Origin of the sequence: Pseudomonas sp. GM21 (assembly GCF_000282215.1) — a bacterium.
Lineage (GTDB): Bacteria > Pseudomonadota > Gammaproteobacteria > Pseudomonadales > Pseudomonadaceae > Aquipseudomonas.
Genome location: NZ_AKJS01000067.1, coordinates 11,545 through 27,818 on the forward strand (window position 1 = coordinate 11,545; position 16,274 = coordinate 27,818).

19 protein-coding genes are annotated in these 16,274 nt (G+C 58.8%); 10 read left to right on the forward strand and 9 right to left on the reverse strand.

All coding sequences use genetic code 11. From position 1 onward, the window contains the following. Nucleotides 1–20: 20 nt before the first annotated feature. The 3 genes from PMI22_RS20205 to PMI22_RS20195 form a co-directional block, all read right to left on the reverse strand. Nucleotides 21–1,091, reverse strand: a complete 1,071-nt coding sequence (locus PMI22_RS20205) for an isopenicillin N synthase family dioxygenase (protein ID WP_007944540.1) — start codon at nucleotides 1,089–1,091, stop codon at nucleotides 21–23. A 13-nt stretch (nucleotides 1,092–1,104) separates the two neighbouring features. Beyond that, nucleotides 1,105–1,956, reverse strand: a complete 852-nt coding sequence (locus PMI22_RS20200; RefSeq protein WP_007944541.1) for a sugar phosphate isomerase/epimerase family protein — start codon at nucleotides 1,954–1,956, stop codon at nucleotides 1,105–1,107. Between the two features lie 277 nt (nucleotides 1,957–2,233). After that, on the reverse strand, nucleotides 2,234–2,470 hold the full coding sequence (locus tag PMI22_RS20195) for a hypothetical protein (protein ID WP_007944542.1): 237 nt from the start codon (nucleotides 2,468–2,470) through the stop codon (nucleotides 2,234–2,236). 177 nt (nucleotides 2,471–2,647) lie between these two features. Between PMI22_RS20195 and PMI22_RS20190 the strand changes: the two genes are divergently transcribed. After that, nucleotides 2,648–2,989, forward strand: a complete 342-nt coding sequence (locus tag PMI22_RS20190; protein ID WP_007944543.1) for a hypothetical protein — start codon at nucleotides 2,648–2,650, stop codon at nucleotides 2,987–2,989. 313 nt (nucleotides 2,990–3,302) lie between these two features. Continuing rightward, entirely contained in the window at nucleotides 3,303–4,007 is a 705-nt protein-coding gene (locus tag PMI22_RS31760) for a hypothetical protein (protein ID WP_007944545.1), read from the forward strand. Nucleotides 4,008–4,202: 195 nt separating this feature from the next. On the opposite strand, the gene PMI22_RS31705 is transcribed toward PMI22_RS31760, so the two are convergent. The 4 genes from PMI22_RS31705 to PMI22_RS20170 form a co-directional block, all read right to left on the reverse strand. Next, nucleotides 4,203–4,379 (reverse strand): hypothetical protein, encoded by a 177-nt coding sequence (locus PMI22_RS31705; protein ID WP_177323426.1) that lies wholly within the window; start codon nucleotides 4,377–4,379, stop codon nucleotides 4,203–4,205. A 13-nt stretch (nucleotides 4,380–4,392) separates the two neighbouring features. After that, nucleotides 4,393–4,947 carry a YdeI/OmpD-associated family protein gene (locus tag PMI22_RS20180; RefSeq protein WP_007944546.1) on the reverse strand — a complete coding sequence of 185 codons (555 nt, stop codon included), beginning with the start codon at nucleotides 4,945–4,947 and terminating at the stop codon, nucleotides 4,393–4,395. 43 nt (nucleotides 4,948–4,990) lie between these two features. Next, entirely contained in the window at nucleotides 4,991–5,611 is a 621-nt protein-coding gene (locus tag PMI22_RS20175; RefSeq protein WP_007944547.1) for a LysE family translocator, read from the reverse strand. A 90-nt stretch (nucleotides 5,612–5,701) separates the two neighbouring features. After that, nucleotides 5,702–6,598: a DMT family transporter gene (locus PMI22_RS20170; protein WP_007944548.1), complete on the reverse strand. Its 897-nt coding sequence runs from the start codon at nucleotides 6,596–6,598 to the stop codon at nucleotides 5,702–5,704. A gap of 86 nt (nucleotides 6,599–6,684) precedes the next feature. Between PMI22_RS20170 and PMI22_RS20165 the strand changes: the two genes are divergently transcribed. The 6 genes from PMI22_RS20165 to PMI22_RS20140 all read left to right on the forward strand — a co-directional run bounded on the left by PMI22_RS20165 (nucleotide 6,685) and on the right by PMI22_RS20140 (nucleotide 13,086). Next, complete coding sequence (locus PMI22_RS20165; RefSeq protein ID WP_007944549.1) at nucleotides 6,685–8,016, forward strand: aminotransferase-like domain-containing protein; 1,332 nt, start codon at nucleotides 6,685–6,687, stop codon at nucleotides 8,014–8,016. Between the two features lie 64 nt (nucleotides 8,017–8,080). Continuing rightward, the gene (locus tag PMI22_RS20160) at nucleotides 8,081–9,133 is read left to right on the forward strand and encodes a sterol desaturase family protein (protein WP_007944551.1); all 1,053 of its coding nucleotides are present in this window, start codon (nucleotides 8,081–8,083) and stop codon (nucleotides 9,131–9,133) included. A gap of 122 nt (nucleotides 9,134–9,255) precedes the next feature. Beyond that, on the forward strand, nucleotides 9,256–10,221 hold the full coding sequence (locus tag PMI22_RS20155) for a tripartite tricarboxylate transporter substrate binding protein (protein ID WP_007944552.1): 966 nt from the start codon (nucleotides 9,256–9,258) through the stop codon (nucleotides 10,219–10,221). A 1-nt stretch (nucleotide 10,222) separates the two neighbouring features. Beyond that, on the forward strand, nucleotides 10,223–10,717 hold the full coding sequence (locus tag PMI22_RS20150) for a tripartite tricarboxylate transporter TctB family protein (protein WP_007944554.1): 495 nt from the start codon (nucleotides 10,223–10,225) through the stop codon (nucleotides 10,715–10,717). A gap of 24 nt (nucleotides 10,718–10,741) precedes the next feature. After that, nucleotides 10,742–12,250, forward strand: a complete 1,509-nt coding sequence (locus PMI22_RS20145) for a tripartite tricarboxylate transporter permease (protein WP_007944555.1) — start codon at nucleotides 10,742–10,744, stop codon at nucleotides 12,248–12,250. Nucleotides 12,251–12,498: 248 nt separating this feature from the next. Continuing rightward, nucleotides 12,499–13,086, forward strand: coding sequence for a LysE family translocator (locus PMI22_RS20140; RefSeq protein WP_007944556.1), 588 nt, complete (start codon nucleotides 12,499–12,501; stop codon nucleotides 13,084–13,086). On the opposite strand, the gene PMI22_RS20135 is transcribed toward PMI22_RS20140, so the two are convergent. Together PMI22_RS20135 and PMI22_RS20130 are read right to left on the reverse strand one after the other, a co-directional pair. Next, nucleotides 13,087–13,920, reverse strand: a complete 834-nt coding sequence (locus PMI22_RS20135) for an AraC family transcriptional regulator (protein ID WP_007944557.1) — start codon at nucleotides 13,918–13,920, stop codon at nucleotides 13,087–13,089. A gap of 35 nt (nucleotides 13,921–13,955) precedes the next feature. Beyond that, nucleotides 13,956–14,459: a VOC family protein gene (locus PMI22_RS20130; RefSeq protein WP_007944558.1), complete on the reverse strand. Its 504-nt coding sequence runs from the start codon at nucleotides 14,457–14,459 to the stop codon at nucleotides 13,956–13,958. 254 nt (nucleotides 14,460–14,713) lie between these two features. On the opposite strand from PMI22_RS20130, the gene PMI22_RS20125 reads away from it, so the two are divergent. Together PMI22_RS20125 and PMI22_RS20120 are read left to right on the forward strand one after the other, a co-directional pair. Next, a complete protein-coding gene (locus tag PMI22_RS20125) occupies nucleotides 14,714–14,962 on the forward strand; it encodes a hypothetical protein (RefSeq protein WP_007944559.1) in 249 nt (82 codons plus the stop codon). A gap of 1 nt (nucleotide 14,963) precedes the next feature. After that, on the forward strand, nucleotides 14,964–16,118 hold the full coding sequence (locus PMI22_RS20120) for an NnrS family protein (RefSeq protein ID WP_033049036.1): 1,155 nt from the start codon (nucleotides 14,964–14,966) through the stop codon (nucleotides 16,116–16,118). Nucleotides 16,119–16,274 lie beyond the last annotated feature (156 nt).

The window sequence follows — 16,274 nt, forward strand, 5'->3', positions numbered from 1 at the left end:
GGGGTAGCTGAAAACTTCAATCAGGACGGTTGAGCCTGATTTTTCAAATGTCCGAAACTGGCGGGCTTGCGTGCCTTGCCTGGCAGTTGAACTTCCCCATTGGCCACCCTCGCGCGCAGATATTGATACGTCTGCAGTGCCTGGCCATACATGTGTTCGCCGATCGTGATTTCTTCGTAGACGTTGCCTGGCTGGGCGAACCCGGGCAGCGGTTTGATCTGGGTGTGGTAGTCGCAGGCATAAAACAATGGAAAGGAGTAACGCTCCTCGCGCACGCTGCGAACCCGGTGTGCAGTGGCAACGAATGCGCCTGCTGTCATCACTTCCAGCATGTCGCCGATGTTGACCACAAAGGCATCGGCAATCGGTGGGGCATCGATCCATTGCCCATGATTGTTCATCACCTCAAGGCCTGGTTTGTCGGCCAGGAGGATGGTGAAGCACTCGTAATCAGTATGGGCTCCAAGCCCCGGTGCGTCATGGGCGGCACCGTCGAAGGGGTAGTGGATCAGGCGCAGCTTGGAGGGCGGACGGGTGACCAGGCTGTCGAAATAGTTTTCCTCCAGGCCCAGGGTCAGGGCAAAGCCGCCGAACAGGCGCCGGCCCAAGGCAAAGATCGCTTCATAGTAGGCCTGAACCGATGTCTTGAAATCCGCCAGCTGTGGCCAGTCATTAGGCCCCAGCAATGGAGTGTTGGCCAGCACCAGCGGGTCATCGGCCGGGACTTCGAAGCCGACGTCGAAGGCCTCCTTGTGGTCCGGCTTGCCTTTGGAATAGACCTCTTCGCCTTCAGGTACAAAGCCCTTGTGGGTTTGCGAAGTGCCGATGTAGTGCCGCATCTTGGTGTCGAGGGGCTGGTCGAAAAAGTCCTTGGCAGCCTTGCGCAGGTTGGCGATCAGCTGCGGGTCGATACCGTGATCAGTGATATAGAGGAACCCGACCTCGCTGGCAGCGCGCCCCAATTGTTCGGCCACGGCCAGGCGGTGCTCCAGCTCAAAGCTGAACAAACCGGCGATGTTGACCACCGGGATGCTGTTGAAATTGGCTTTATGTGTGTCAGTGCTGGCGCTGTTGTTTTTATTGTCAGGCATGACGCATCGGCTCCTAAGGATGGCTTGAGTGGTGGAAACGGTTGAAGTGTTCACGCTCGGTCCGGCCCATCCACACGTTCAATGACCACAGGTCAGCAACCGGTACATTGGTGAACGGCAAATGATGCAGGTAGCCGTCGGCGCCGAATTCCGGGGTCAGGGTGCTGACCTGGTAACCGCGGGCTTGCTGCGAGCACCAAATGCTTTCCCAGTGCTGCTGATGGAAGGCCAGTTCTTTTGCATATTCGGGCGCCGCCGGGTGCGGAACCTGCGGGCCCTGGTCGTAACCGACCCGAGCCTGGATATGGTGAACCCGCTCGATGAAAGCGCTCAGGTCATCGGCCGGGTCGTTCAACAGGCGCTCGCAGGTCACGACCCAATGGCTGATGTCACTGGTGAACAACAGATCGGGTAGCTGGCGGATCAACTCCAGCGTCACCCACGGGTTGAACAGCGACCGCGAACGATGGGTTTCGAAACTGCAGACCTGGCCATGTTTGCGCGTCAGTTCCAGCGCTTGGCCAAAGAATTCCACTTGTTGTGGCAGGGACCAGCGATCATTGCCCGCCAGCACGTTGACGAAGCGCGGGCCGAGCTCGGCGGCCCAGGCGAGTTTCTGGTCAAGGTCAATGAGGTGAACGACAGGCGTTGCCGACTGGTCTGGCAACACGTCGTACGCGGTGAAGACTGTGCTGATATAGCCCAGGCGATTGGCCTGGAGGAAGGCGCCGAACTCAACGCGCTCACGGGCGTCCAGGGGCAGGCGTGCTTCCATGCCATCAAAGCCCGCTTGCAGCAGCTCCTCCAACGCTTGGGCCTTGCTCGCGGTGTAACCCCACAGCGTGCGGAATATTTCCAGCTTCATCGGTAATCCTCAATAAAATCCTGGCGCAACCTGATCCCCACCCAGCGATGCCGTGGCGGGTTCGCTGTGGTGCCGATGTTAGGCACAGGCTGAGGCGTGAAAGAATCTGAAAGTTCAAATGAATACTTCAGACTTTCATCAACGAATAGCTAGCTATTTATCTTGGGATGGCGGGAGCGTTTTATAGGCGAGGAGGCGCCTACGCTGACGATCAGCGAGCGGTGCCATTATTGTGAAATCATTGTGATACATCCAAACAACATCCAACGCCAGGGCGCTAAAGCCACGTATTCACCACCCGACGATCCAGTTCCTCCCAGTCCGCCATACCCAGCACTCGCATGGTGTTCAAACCGCGCAAATAACCGCGCAACTGATTGGCGGTGGCCTGCACAAGTGCCGAGTCGGATGTGTTTTCGCCCATCAGTACGGTTTCGTACTCGACCAGGTACTCGGCCACCCGGTCACGGAAATCGGGCAAAACGGCGTCACGGATCAGGTCAAAAGTTCTCAAGGGGAGATCCTCATCAATCTGTTCTGGTGGTGATTGAGTGTTTATCCACCTGCACGGCGCGCAACTATTGCTAGGCGTAATAGTGACCATTACGAAAGGCAGTTTCTACTTTATCGACAATAGTCGGAAAATCGCCGCCATTGATGAACCGGACCGTTTATTTTTTGGATGAAACGCATGCGCCCTTTATTCGTGCCTGCCATGGCATTTGCCTTAATGTTGCTCGCCGGTTGTGCCTCTGCGCCGAACGACCCGACTCTGACCTTGCAGACCAGCAAGACGCCTGCCCAATACGCCGACTGTGTCGTGCCTAAATTGCAGGGCAGTGCGTTGAGCCCGACTGTCTCGCAAACCTCACGCAGCTACCGGATCGTGGTGCCGAGCAAAGTCTCGACGGACAACGTGCTGGAAGCCTACAAGGCCGGGAAGGGTGGCAAGGTGTTCATCTACGAGCGCCAATTGCTGGCCTCGAACTTCCTGCCTTCGGCCTTTGAGCGCGCCGCACAGGAATGCATCTGACCCCGGCTCGCAAGCGCTTTTCACTGAGCTCCTTTGGTTGGCCGCAACCAACCAATTTTTTGCCCCGCACCGCTTTCGGTTGTGGGGCTTTTTTTCTGCTGGCAGTTTGTCAATGATGTTTTCAGTAGTGCGGTCAAACCGGGTCGATGGGCTGTCGAAGACCCAATAATTTGCGCAGGATTCGCCCAAGCTCAGCCCGTAACATCTCACCGCTTCTCGTTTTCATCCTTAACGCTAAACATGTGCCGTGAACGATTGATTACTTGAAATGCATCCCTATGGGTTTCAATTTCAAAAGTAGATGGAGTATCCCATGCTGAATTCAGTATCGAATATGCGATCAGTAGTCCAGTTGTCAAATGCTGATGATGCTCTAAACATTGAAATGCCAGACGAGCACCTTGCAAAAAAACAGGCTTTCGCAAACTCCTGTGGTGCCGCCAGCCTGTTGTGTGTGGCGAAAGAGCTGGGTATAGAAAAAATTCCCGTCTTGGCCGGGTCTATGTCGGAGCAGGTAGGTTGCGATACCCTGGAGTTGGATAACCGTTGTGAAAGTGATATTTACACGATAACGAGCGGTAATGACACGCAAAGAAAACACTGCGGTAACTTGATGGACGCAGGCTATTCCATGCCGGATGGTATTGTTACGGCAGGGAGGTTGTTAGGTCTTGAAATGAAGGTCGTAGAGACTCCGACCATATTCTCAAAAGCCCTGAGCTGGTTCTATCCGGATGCGAAATCGAGGCTGTCTGGTATCGGATGTGCTGTAGTGAATGGGCCAAATGAGCTTGCGGCAGGTCAGGCAAGAATAGAAGCGATGGCGGTAACGCTTGTAGGTTTACCCGTTGGTTTGCATTGGGTCGTTCAAAGAAGTGACGGTAGTTACATGGATCCAGCAACAGGTAAAAATCATAAGGGTTTCTCTGAACTGAATGCCGGTGCCAAGCAAGCCGGGCACGGAGTGCTGGGGTATTGCCAAACCGGCATATCAATTATTGTTTCGAAAGCGCTTTGAATCTCTAGAGTTTCCTCGGAATTTTGCAGTACATGATTTAGTGACGCGATTTGCTCTCCAGAAGGATTGTAGTTTCGGTTGCTGAGGTAGTTGTGATCTTGACGTGCTATATGCTTGTTGCGATGCCCGCGGGCAAACTATGCTGCCACTATTGCCTTAGTGCAGAGATCCTGAGCCTCCACCCTTGGCGCGGAATCAGTGATGAGTGGTGGAAGCGACTGCACGGTTAGGTAATTGTTTTTTTCGAAGAACATCAAACTCTACGAGCTCTCTATAGAGTTCGTAGAAATCAGCACCGAGCTCTTGTCCCATCGCGGAAATATAAACGGCACGTACTTCGTGGGTGTTGAGCGCCTTGTCAGGCGTATTCAACAGAATGTCCCATCTATAAATCTTCTGCCTCGGGCGCACGCAAGGCCTTACTGTAGTAGCCAGACTGGTCGAAACAGCAAACCTGCTTTTTGCCGGATGCGAGCATATCGCAGGCATCACCGATTCGTTTTGCGCGCGTCTTGAGTTGCTTGGCTGAAGTAATCCAGTGTATCCAGTCTACTCGTGCGATGGTCGTCGTACTGTTCCAGACTTTACGAGCCTCAGGCGTGGCTGCCAGTGCCTCTTGAAAATCTGCTGGGATGTCAGGTTCGGGTTCTTTCTTCACAGGGGTTAGCTCTAGTGTGACGATATCCCCAACGGCCGCGCCTGCGGCTTCGTGTAACGCTCTACTGATCTGCAGCCAATGGCTCAGCTGACCATCCGGCTCAAGTGTTGCCTGGAATGGGTGTCCATTGATCGTGCCTTCAACTGTCGTCCTTCCTCGCCTCGGAAGCTGTTCACTCACGTCTCTTGGCAGCACTACGAACGCCCACGACTTACCATCACCAGGCTTTGCCGGACGAAGAAGCTTTGCTTCGAATCGGGATTTCACATCGATTGTTGTCATTGCAACACCTCCAGCTACTAAATGGACCGTCTCACCCGCTTGATCAAACCCGCTTCGCCATCAATAACACCGAAGCCGCCGCCGACAACAACCCTGCGCAGCACCGATTGAAAATCCGCTTGCCACGTGGCTCGGCGAACCAGCGGCGAATGTGCAGCCCCATATAGGCGTATGCACTGATCGCGATCCACTCCAGCATCAAAAACAACGTACCGAGCAGCGCGAATTGTGGTGTCACCGCGCGGGTCGGGTCGACGAATTGGGGCAGGAATGCGGTGAAGATCAGGATCGCCTTGGGATTACCGGCCGCCACCAAAAACTCCTGTCGCGCCAACGCCAGCACACCGACGGGTGCGCGGGTGTCAGCGCGCTCGGCGCCAGGATCAGCACGCCACAATTGCCAGGCGAGGTAAAACAGGTAAGCCGCGCCGACAACTTTGATCCCGTAGAACAACATTTCGGAGGTTTGCAGCACCACGGCCAATCCGGCGGAGGCGAGGGCGATCATGCCGGCAAATGCCAGTAACCGACCGATCCCGGCCACGCAGGAGGTGCGATAGCCGTAACGCGTCGAGTTGCTGACGGACAGCAGGTTATTCGGGCCGGGTGCCATGTTCAGGGCAAAGCACGCCGGGAGGAAAAGGGTGAGGGTGGCGAGGTCCATGGCGAGTCTCCGAAAGCGAGAGCGCCATTTTTATCATGGACGGTGTGCGGCTCGCCCGTTACAGCCATGAACGCAAGCCGCAGTACACTTTCATTTGGCGAATTTTCTCGCGCCCGCCACACAGAAAATCACGGCCACGGTGACCCCGAGCATGCCGATGCTGACCTGTTCGTGCAGCAACGTCGCCGCGAGTGCCAAGCCGAAAAACGGCTGTAACAACTGCAGCTGTCCCACCGCCGCGATCCCGCCTTGCGCCAGCCCGCGATACCAGAACACGAAGCCGATCAGCATGCTGAACAGCGACACATACCCCAGGCTCACCCAGGCCGGCACACTGATCCCGGAAAACGAAACGGGCATCCGCCACCAGGTCAACACGGCCATCAGCGGCAGCGACAGCACCAAGGCCCAGCAAATCACCTGCCAGCCGCCCAGTGTTCTGGAGAGTTTTGCGCCTTCGGCATACCCCAGGCCACACGCCAGAATCGCCAACAGCATCAGGACGTCGCCGATGGGGGACGTGCTCAACCCCTGAGAAACGGCGAAGCCAATCACCAGCAAACTCCCCAGCACCGAAAACAGCCAGAACGCCGGTCTTGGGCGCTCGCCACCGCGCAATACCCCGAAGACGGCGGTGGCAAGCGGCAGCAGGCCGACGAAGACGATGGAGTGCGCCGACGTCACGTATTGCAACGCCAGCGCCGTCAGCAACGGAAAGCCGACCACCACGCCCAGTGCCACGATGATCAAAGGCAGCAACTGGCTGCGCGCTGGGCGTTGTTGCTTGAACAGCCACAGCATGCACAGCGCCAGCACACCGGCGATAGTGGCGCGGGCGACCGTCAGGAACACGGGGTTGAATTCGAGCACGGCCACCCGGGTGGCGGGCAGCGAGCCGCTGAAGATCAGCACGCCGATCAAGCCATTGATCAGTCCGCTTGCGTGTTTGTCCAGCGCCGGGCTTTTAAGCGTTGAGGCCCTTTCCATCGCCTGTCTCCGTATCGGGTTGTGTCAGGGCATCCTATGAGCCAGGATTAAGAACAATCAAAAAATTGTCATGGATACATCCCACAATGGCACGCTCCCGCTACAAGTCGCTGGTGGACACTTTTGCTGCCGATATTCACTCGGGGCGCTTGTTGCCCGGCACGCGCTTGCCGACGCACCGCCAGTTGGCCGTCAGCGAAGGTCTGGCGCTGGTCACCGCCAGCCGGGTGTATGCCGAGCTGGAAGCCATGGGCCTGGTCAGTGGTGAAACCGGACGCGGGACGTTTGTTCGCGAGACCTCGTTGCCGCCCAGTCATGGCATCGATCAGCCAGACGTCGCGGCGGGGGTGATCGATCTCAACTTCAACTATCCCTCGTTGCAGGGGCAAGGCGATCTGTTGCGCAATGCCTTGCGCCAACTGGCGTTGTCCGGCGACCTGGAGTCGCACTTGCGCTATCAACCCCACGCCGGACGTGCGCATGAGCGCGCCTCCATCGCCCGCCATTTGCGTAGCCGTGGGCTGACGGTTGAGGCCGAGCAGGTGCTAATTGTCAGTGGCGCCCAGCATGGCCTGGCGGTGACGCTGATGGCGCTGCTGCGACCCGGTGACGTGATCGCGGCCGACGCATTGACCTATTCAGGTTTCAAAGTGCTGGCGGAATCGCTCCACCTTGAAATCGTCGCCATCCCCGTCACGGAGCAGGGGCCGGATCTGGAGGCGCTGGAAAAGCTGTGCCGCAGCCGGACCGTGCGTGCCGTCTACACCATACCGACCCTGCATAACCCGATGGGCTGGGTGATGCCCGCCGATCAACGCGAACAACTGGTATCGATAGCGCGCCAGCATGACCTGCACATCATTGAGGACGGGGCGTACGCGTTTCTCGCCGAGCAAGCGCCGCCGCCCCTCGCTGAGCTGGCCCCGGAACGCACCGTCTACGTGTCCGGCTTTTCCAAGAATGTCGCCACCGGTCTGCGCGTGGGTTTCATCGCAGCACCGGCGCAAAGGGTCGCCGCACTGGAGCGTTCGATCAGGGCGACCACCTGGAACACTCCGGGCGTCATGACAGCCATCGCTTGCGCCTGGCTCGACGATGGCACTGTTACCCGCCTCGAAGCGCAAAAGCGCGAAGACGCGCGAGCCCGGCAGAAGCTGGCGGATGAGGAGCTAAGCGGCCTTCGCGTCATCCGCCATCCATCGTCGTACTTTCTATGGCTGCCCCTGTCGGAAGACGCACGGGCAGACCAGATCGCCGTGGCCTTGATGCGTGAACAGGTCTCGGTCTCCACCGCCGAGCCGTTTGCGGTATCGGTTCATGTTCCGCACGCCTTGCGGTTGGCGCTGGGCTCGGTGGACCTGGCCACGCTTCGCCACGCGTTGGTGAAAGTGAAGTGGGTAGTGGAGGCTTACACGTAAAAAGCGCTAGCGCCTTTGGCCGGCTGAACTACAATTCCCTCACTTTTTTGGAGGCCAGGCGGTCGTGGATGCATTGTCGTTTGTCTATGACTACCTGTCCCGATGGGTGATAACGCCAGTTACCCAGCAGTTTCTTGGCATTTTTGATTTGAATGGCCGTTTCGGCCTGTTGTTTCTGGCGACCTCCTACAGCGTTGCCTACGGGCTGTTCCGTTTCAGGAAATCTCGCGGGCTGACCAGCGCACCAACCCTCTGGCAATTCATCGGCGGCAAGCAGGTTTACCTGCATCAGTCGGCGTTGCTGGATTATCGCTACTACTTCGTCCGCGCCATTCTGAAAGTCATGCTGGTGCTGCCCATCGTCGGACTGGTGGACCCACACATCCTGCGCTCCGCCGACTACGTGAGCTTTTTCACCAACCTGTGGGGCGCGCGCACTCAAGTCGAGGAACACCTCGCGTTGTCGCTGCTCTATGGGCTCGGCGTGTTTCTGGTCAAGGATTTCGCCAACTATTGGGGCCATCGCGCCTTCCATACCCGCTGGCTGTGGGATTTCCACAAGGTCCACCATTCGGCCCCCGTGCTGGTCCCGGCGACCGCTAGCCGGCTGCACTTTGTGGAAAAAATCGTCGAAAAACTCACCAATACACTGTGCGTCGGTGTTTACGCCGGTGTCTTCTGGTACGCCTGTGGCGGCGAAATCAGCCGCTACACCCTGTTCGGCGTGACCTGGATGGTGCTGATCCTCAACGGGTTTGCCGCCAACCTGCGCCATACCCATGTGTGGTTGTCGTTTGGGCCCGTGGTCGAACATGTGCTCAACAGCCCCGCCCAGCACCAGATTCATCACAGCGACGCGCCGAAACACGTCAACAAGAACTTCGGCATCAACCTGTCGCTCTGGGACTGGATGTTCGGCACGCTCTACGTCACCACCTCCAAACCCGAGGCGCTGCGCTTTGGCACCGGCGAAGCGGATCACTCACGTTACCTGACGGTGTACAGCCTGATCGTGACGCCATTTGTGGACATCGCCCGCAAAATCCACCTGACAAAACCTGAGCAGAGCCTTGCCACCGAGGTAGTTGAACAGTCGAAGGACGTTCCACTTCGGTAACAGCCCGCCCTCAAACACATCCATGACCTACGCTTGTTCATTAGACGCATGTTCAGTGAGCAGGGGTTGCTCCTGAGCGAGATTCAACCGGCACCTACAAAAACAAGATCAGGAGTCCACTCATGTTCGCTTTGTTCCGTCGTTTAAATTTCGCCGCTGCCGTGGCGATCACCGCTGCCGCACTTTCAACACCCGCAATGGCGCTGGATACCGTCAAGTTCATGGCCCCAGGGTCGGTCGGTGGTGGTTATGACCAGACCGCACGGGAACTGGGCAAGGCCATGATCGAGGCCAAAGTGGCCAAGTCCGCCACCTTCGAAAACAAGGGCGGCGCTGGCGGTACGCTGGGGCTTGCGCAGTTCGCCAACAGCACCAAAGGGGAGGTGGGTGCGTTGCTGGTGGTGGGGGCGATCATGGTCGCCGGCATCGAACAGAACAAACCGCAAATCACCTTGAAGGACGTGACACCGATTGCCCGGCTGTTTACTGAATACAACGTGATCGCCGTGCGCAAGGAGTCCGACTTCAAAACCCTTGAGGATTTGCTCAAGGCCTTCAAAGACAAACCCACCAGCATCACCTGGGGCGGCGGCTCCAAAGGCTCGGTCGATCACATCGGCATCGCCGAGCTGGCCGGCAAAATGGATGTCCCGGTCAACAAGGTGAATTACGTCGCCTTCGGCGGTGGCGGTGAAGTGGTGGCTCAGGCGCTCGGCGGCCAGCTCAAAGTGATCACTGGCGGCTATGCCGAGCTGGGTCAATACATCAAGAGCGGCCAGTTCCGCGTCCTCGCCATCGGCGCGCCGGAGCGCGTTGCCGGTATCGATGCGCCGACCCTCAAAGAGAAAGGCTACGACGTGATCATTGGCAATTGGCGCGGTGTGTACGGCGCCGCAGGTCTGAGCCCCGAGCAGCGCCAGGAACTGACCGACGCCGTCGTCACTGCCACCAAAACCCAGTCCTGGCAAGACAACCTCAACACCAACGCGTGGTCGCCGAGCGTGTTGACCGGCGATGCATTCGGCAAGTTTGTCGACGAAGAACATGTGCGGCTGCGGGCGATGCTGGTCAACGTCGGGCTGCTTTGACATGACCGGGTTGCGCAAGGTTGTGCCGCCACAGTTGGCCATCGGCCTTGGACTGATCGCCATCAGTGCCGTCCTGGCGGTCGGCGCCTGGCGGTTTCCGCCCGAGATGGGCTACGTCGTTTTGGCCGCCGATGTCTACCCCTACGGGCTGGCGGTGTTCCTGGGCGTCGTCGGGTTGCTGCTGAGTGTTCAAGCCTGCACCGGCGGCTTTCGCGAATTGGCGGACCACGACGACGAGTCTGCCAAAGCGCTGCCCGGTGGCAAATCCGGTGCGGCGTGGGTCACGGCGGGGCTGATGGGGGTGGCATTGCTGATTAACCTCATCGGCTTCGTCCTCTCCGCCGGGCTACTGTTTGCCTGTGCGGCACGTGGGTTTGGCAGTCGCCATCCGCTGCGGGACCTGGCCATCGGCATTGCCCTGACGTTGCCGATTTACTGGCTGTTCAACGCCGGGCTCGGCGTCTCCCTGCCGCCCCTTGTCAACGCCTGGATCTGAGCCGGGCCGAAGGAGATGAACCCGGTGGATATTCTCGCAAGCCTGGCGATGGGGTTTTCCGCCGCACTGTCGCCGATCAATCTGATGTGGGGGTTTATCGGCTGTTTGCTCGGCACGGCGATTGGGGTGTTGCCCGGTATCGGACCGGCGCTGACCGTTGCGCTGTTGCTGCCCATCACCGCCAAGGTCGACCCCACTGGCGCGCTGATCATGTTCGCCGGCATCTACTACGGCGCGCAGTTTGGCGGCTCGACCACCTCTATTTTGCTAAACACGCCGGGGGAGTCATCCTCCATGGTCACGGCCCTGGAAGGTAACTTGATGGCCCGCAACGGCCGGGCCGGGCCGGCGCTCGCCACGGCGGCGATCGGTTCGTTCGTGGCCGGGACCATCGCCACGATTCTGCTGACCCTGTTTGCCCCCATCGTCGCCACGCTGGCGCTGAAATTCGGCCCGGCGGAATATTTCGCGATTCTGGTGCTGTCGTTCACCACCGTGTCGGCGGTGCTGGGCGCGTCGATGCTGCGCGGTTTCGCCTCGCTTGGGGTGGGCCTGGCCATCGGCCTGATCGGTCTCGACTCGACCTCGGGCATCGCCCGTTACACGCTGGGGGTGCCGGAATTGGTGGATGGCATCGAAGTGGTGCTGGTGGCGGTGGGCTTGTTTGCCGTGGGGGAGGCGCTGTACAGCTTGCTGTATCAAAAAGAAGAAAGCAGCGGGCGGCACCGCTTGACCTCATTGTGGATGACCCGCGCCGACTGGAAACGCTCGGTACCGGCCTGGCTGCGCGGCACGCTGATCGGTTTTCCGTTTGGTTCGATTCCTGCCGGTGGTGCCGAAATTCCGACGTTTCTGTCCTATTCCGCCGAACGCAAGCTGAGCAAGTTCCCGAAAGAGTTTGCGGGCAGCAAGGGCGAGGGCGCGATTGAGGGCGTCGCCGGCCCCGAGGCGGCCAACAATGCCAGCGCGACGGGGTCGTTGGTGCCGCTGCTGACGCTGGGCATTCCGACCTCCGCAACGGCGGCCATCCTGTTGGCCGCGTTCCAGAACTACAACCTGCAACCGGGCCCGATGTTGTTCCAGACTTCGGGTGACCTGGTCTGGACCCTCGTTGCCTCGCTGTACATCGGCAATGTCATCCTGCTGGTGCTGAACCTGCCGTTGGTGGGCTTGTGGGTCAAGCTGCTGCAAATTCCACGGCCTTACTTGAACGCCGGCATTCTGGTGTTTGCCACCATTGGCGTGTACGGCATGCGCCACTCTTCGTTCGATCTGCTGCTGATGCTCGGCATTGGCTGGGGCGGAGTGCTGATGCGGCGTTTCGATTTCCCCGTGGCACCGGTGATCGTCGGTATGTTGCTGGGGCCGATGGCTGAAAAGCAACTGCGCAACGCCTTGTCCATCAGTCAGGGTGACTGGCTGATCTTCGTCACTGAGCCCATCGCTGCGTCGTTCCTCACGCTGACGCTTTTGGTGTTGATCGTTCCGCATTTGCTCCACGCTCGGGGCATCAAACTGCATGAGGATGATTGAATCAACGCGCGACCTGTGTAGCAGCTGCCGAAGGCTGCGTTCGGCGGCGAAGCCGTCGTAAACCTGAATGCACGTTGTACCTGAAACACCGAGTTGTCTGGTCTGACGACGGCTTCACCGCCGGACGCAGGCTTCGCCAGCTGCTACAAAAAAACTGTCGCATCGCTTTAGGCAGTTTTCTTCAATACGCCGGAGCAGGGCGCTCAGTAACTTGAGCGCTGACTTCCCTGAATTGAAGAAGGTGTGCGATGAGTCTGATGATCTCCATGGCGACGTTTGCGCTGGTGGCGTCCATAACGCCGGGGCCGGTGAATATTGTGGCGTTAAGTTCGGGCGCGCAGTTTGGCTTTCGTGCCAGTCAACGGCACGTTGCCGGGGCAACGCTGGGGTTCGTGCTGTTGCTGGTGCTGATGGGCCTGGGCCTGCATGAAGTATTGCGCGTGTGGCCGGCGCTGACGCGGGTGGTGCAACTGGCGGGTGTGGCGTTTTTGCTGTTCATGGCCTGGAAACTGGCGGCGGACGATGGTCGTCTCGATGCCAAGGCGTCGGGCCGGGCGCCGTCGATGCTCTATGGCGCGATCATGCAATGGCTCAACCCGAAAGCCTGGCTGGCCTGTGTGGCGGGGATGGGCGCCTTTGTCGCGGACGGCGAGGCGCGATTGGTCTGGCAGTTTGCAGCGGTGTATCTGGTGATCTGCTATCTGTCCGTCGGCTGCTGGGCCTATGCCGGGACTTTTTTACGCGGCTACCTGGGCAACCCGGCGGGCATGCGCTTGTTCAATCGGACCATGGCGTTGCTGTTGGCGGGCAGTGCGGTTTATTTATTGTTGCCCTGATCAGCCACGATACTGCCCCGGCGTCGCTGCCAAATGTTGTTTAAACGCCCGTTGAAAATGCGCCTGATCAGCAAACCCCGCTTCCAGCGCCACATCGGCAATCAATTTGCCGTTGCGCAATTGGTCGCGGGCGAACTGGATGCGCCGATTGATCAAAAACGCGTGGGGTGTCATGCCGTAATGGTGCTTGAAGGCGCGGATCAGGTACGACGGCGACAACTGAGCGGCTTGGCAAATGTCTTCGAGCTTGAGCAGTTGCGTGCAGTTGTCGCGGATGTAGTCGGCCGCGCGTTCCAGCTTGAAATTGGGTTCGCGCAGAGGTTGGTCAACGGGGTTGAGCCGCTGTTGTACGTCAGTGAAAAACTCCACCGCCGCGCTGTGTTTGCACAGCACGTCCTGCACGGGATCGACGAGTATTTCGTACAACGCTTTCAGGCCGGTAAACAACTGGATATCACGGGTATGAGTGGTGGAAAAACGTCGAAATGCCAAGTCGTGGCTGAAGCCAAGCTGATGCTGCAAATCGGTCAGCCAGGGTGTCTCGACGTATAGCATCAGGTACGACCATGGCTGGTCATCGATCGGATTGCAGGCGTGAACATCGTCGGGGTTCATCAGCACCACGGTGCCCGCGCTGACCTGAAACGCCGACTGTTCATGCAGGTAAGTGCTGCACCCGGCAGTGATCGCACCGATGGAAAAGTGCTTGTGGGCATGCCGGGTGTAGCAGACGTCGCGACCGTCGGCGATGGAACGGGCCTCAATGAAGGGCAGGGCGTCATCACGCCAGAAGCGCGGAGCCTTGTCAGCGTTTTTGGCGGCGGCGTGCTTCATCGTCAGCGTCCTCGACAGGTCAGCCCTGGAGTGTATTAGCTCTCGCCGTCAAAGGCTCGTTGCAAGGCGGCGATGTCGAGCTTTTTCATCTGCATCATGGCGTGCATGGCGCGTTGGGACTTGGTCGTATCCGGATCTTTCAACATCTCCATGAACGGGATCGGGACGATTTGCCAGGACAACCCGTATTTGTCCTTGAGCCAACCACATTGCTGGGCCTGGGGCTCGCCACCGGCGGAAAGAGTGCCCCAGTAATGGTCGATTTCCTCCTGTGTCTGGCAGTTGACCTGAAAGGAAATTGCTTCATTGAACTTGAAATGGGGGCCGCCATTGAGGCCGGTAAACGGTTGCCCGTCCAGCTCGAAGCTGATCGTCAGCACCAGGCCTTCTGGCATGCCGTGAACATCCTGGCCTGCCTTGCCGTAATGGGTGGTGCCGGTGATTTTTGAATGATCGAAGATCGAACAGTAATACTTCGCCGCCTCTTCGGCCTGAGTGTCGAACCAGAGGCAGGGAGTCAGTTTTTGCACGCGTTGCATGATGGCGCTCCTCTACGGGTTACTCATGCTGGACTATCAGCGTAGTCAGCCTGGGGTCGATCAGTTGGACCGTAGATCGATAACTTCATAAGAAATGTAGTCGGATTGACATATTTAAAGGTCATATAGACTCTTTTCGAGTGTTGTCGATATGACCACGTAGCACTCAAGGTATTGATTAAACAGGGGTAAATACCTGGCACGACACTTGATATATCCAACGTACAACTGACCCGCTTGAGGAGTACGGCAAAATGTTCGATTTTCTCAACAACCCACTGACCGTTCTGCACCTGTCGAGCAAAGTGCTTGGTGCTGGCCTAGCCATGCTGCTGGCCGGTATCTATGGCGCCTACCTGTACGGCGGTCACTTGTCGATCGTAGTGTTGGTAGCGATGCATGCAATGACCATCGTCGGGCCGACCCTCATCAAGATTGGCTACGTCATGCGCCTGCTGGCCCAATACCGGTTGGGTAAAGGCCTGACCCATGCGGTGGCTTGAGATGCGCAAACTGGCTGCGGTACCGGTATTCAGTCTCGGGTTTCGACCGTTCTTTTTCGCCGGCGCCGTGTTTGCGGCAGTTGCAGTGGCGATCTGGGCGCTTTGGTTGTATGGCCGCTTGCCCGGTGCGCAACCGGTGGGCGGCATGTTGAGCTGGCATCGGCACGAGATGCCGTTCGGGTTTGCCACGGCCATCATCGCCGGGTTTCTGTTGACGGCGGTGCCGAACTGGACCGGGCGCCCCGGCTTGAGCGGCTGGCCCTTGGTCGGGTTACTGCTGGTCTGGGTGCTGGCGCGATTGGCTTGGTTAATGCCGATCCCCGCACAGCTGATGATCGCTCTGCAGACACCTTTTTTGCCGTTGTTGGCCTGGATGTTGGGTCGGGATCTGGTGGCGGCCGGCAAGCGTGAGAACTATCCGGTTTTGTTGGTGGTGGCCCTGATAGCCGGCTGTCAGGCGCTGACGCTATGGGGGATCGCCACCGATGATGTCGGGCTACAGCGCCGCGGTGTGCTGGCGGCCCTGTGGCTGGTGGCGGCGCTGATGACAGTGATTGGCGGGCGGGTCATCCCGTTTTTCATTCAGCGCGGTTTGAACCGTCCTGCCACGCCTGCGGCGCATCCGCTGCCCACTAAAATTCTGTTGGTGAGTTCATTGCTGGCGGCGGTGTCCTTCGCCAGTGGTTTCAACGACGTCCCGAGGTTGTGGTTGGCAGCGTTGTTTCTGCTGATGGGGGCGTTGCATCTGCTGCGTTTGTGGCGCTGGCATGATCGAGGCATCTGGCGGGTGCCGCTGTTGTGGTCGCTGTACCTCGCCTATGCCTGGTTGGTGATCGCTGCGCTGGCAATGGCGCTGTGGCATGCGGGGATGATGCCACAACAAAGTCTGGCCACCCATGCGCTGGCCGTGGGCGGTATTGGCGGGTTGATCCTGGCGATGATTGCTCGTGTCAGTCTCGGCCACACCGGGCGGCAGCTGCTGGCATCGAAAACCGTGGTGCTGGGGTTTGCCATGCTGGTCGTCGCTGGGGTGTGCCGGGTTTTGCTGGTCCCGTATTCCGGGGTCGGGCTGGGAATCTCGGCGCTGCTGTGGTGCGCGGCGTTCGGCCTGTTCCTGACGCGCTATACGGCGATCCTGTTCACGCCAAGGGTCTAGCGCTCCAGGCCGCCCTGTAGCAGCTGCCGAGCAGCGCGAGGCTGCGTCCGGCGACGAAGTCGTCGTGAAGTCAGACACTGCGGTGTGCAGATAAACCGCATTCTCAGGGCTTACGACGACTTCGTCGCCGGACGCAGCCTCGCGCTGCTCGGCAGC